Genomic DNA, 458 nt, shown 5'->3' on the forward strand with positions numbered 1-458 from the left:
GCCATGACCCGCTCGGACTGCTCCGCCGTGGGGTCGACGTCCGGGTCACGGGGCTCGATGACGATTCCGTCGTACAACCCGTCGATCCGCAGTTCTCCCGCACGGAACCTCGCAGTGCACTCGGGGCCGGACGAGACGAGCACGTCGCTGATCAGCACGGTCCGCAGGAGATCGGAGTGGGCGTCCGCCGCGTCACGATCGGCGTCGTGCCGTGACCACGAGGTCCGGCCGTCCCACGTGACGACCACGGTCTGGTCGTCACGTCGCACGAACTCACGGGGCAGAGGACCGTTGGTCACGACGACCGAGGCCGCGTCGAGAGCCGCCCTGTACCGGTGTGAACCGTAGCGGACGACCGTGCGCCTACCCGTTCGAGACTTCCTCTGGCTCGGGAGCGAATCGTCCGGATCGACGAGCACGACGTGCCAGTCCCGGTCGGGCGAAGACGCGACCGTCGA

At 68.6% G+C, this 458-nt stretch carries 1 protein-coding gene; it reads right to left on the reverse strand.

Annotated elements, in window-relative coordinates:
• Positions 1 to 419 (reverse strand): CDP-glycerol glycerophosphotransferase family protein (locus tag G3I78_RS48225; RefSeq protein WP_343244035.1); only part of this gene is annotated, 419 nt, incomplete at its 3' end.
• Between the last annotated feature and the right edge of the window lie 39 nt (positions 420 to 458).

This window comes from Streptomyces sp. SID13726 (assembly GCF_010548375.1).
GTDB lineage: Bacteria > Actinomycetota > Actinomycetes > Streptomycetales > Streptomycetaceae > Streptomyces.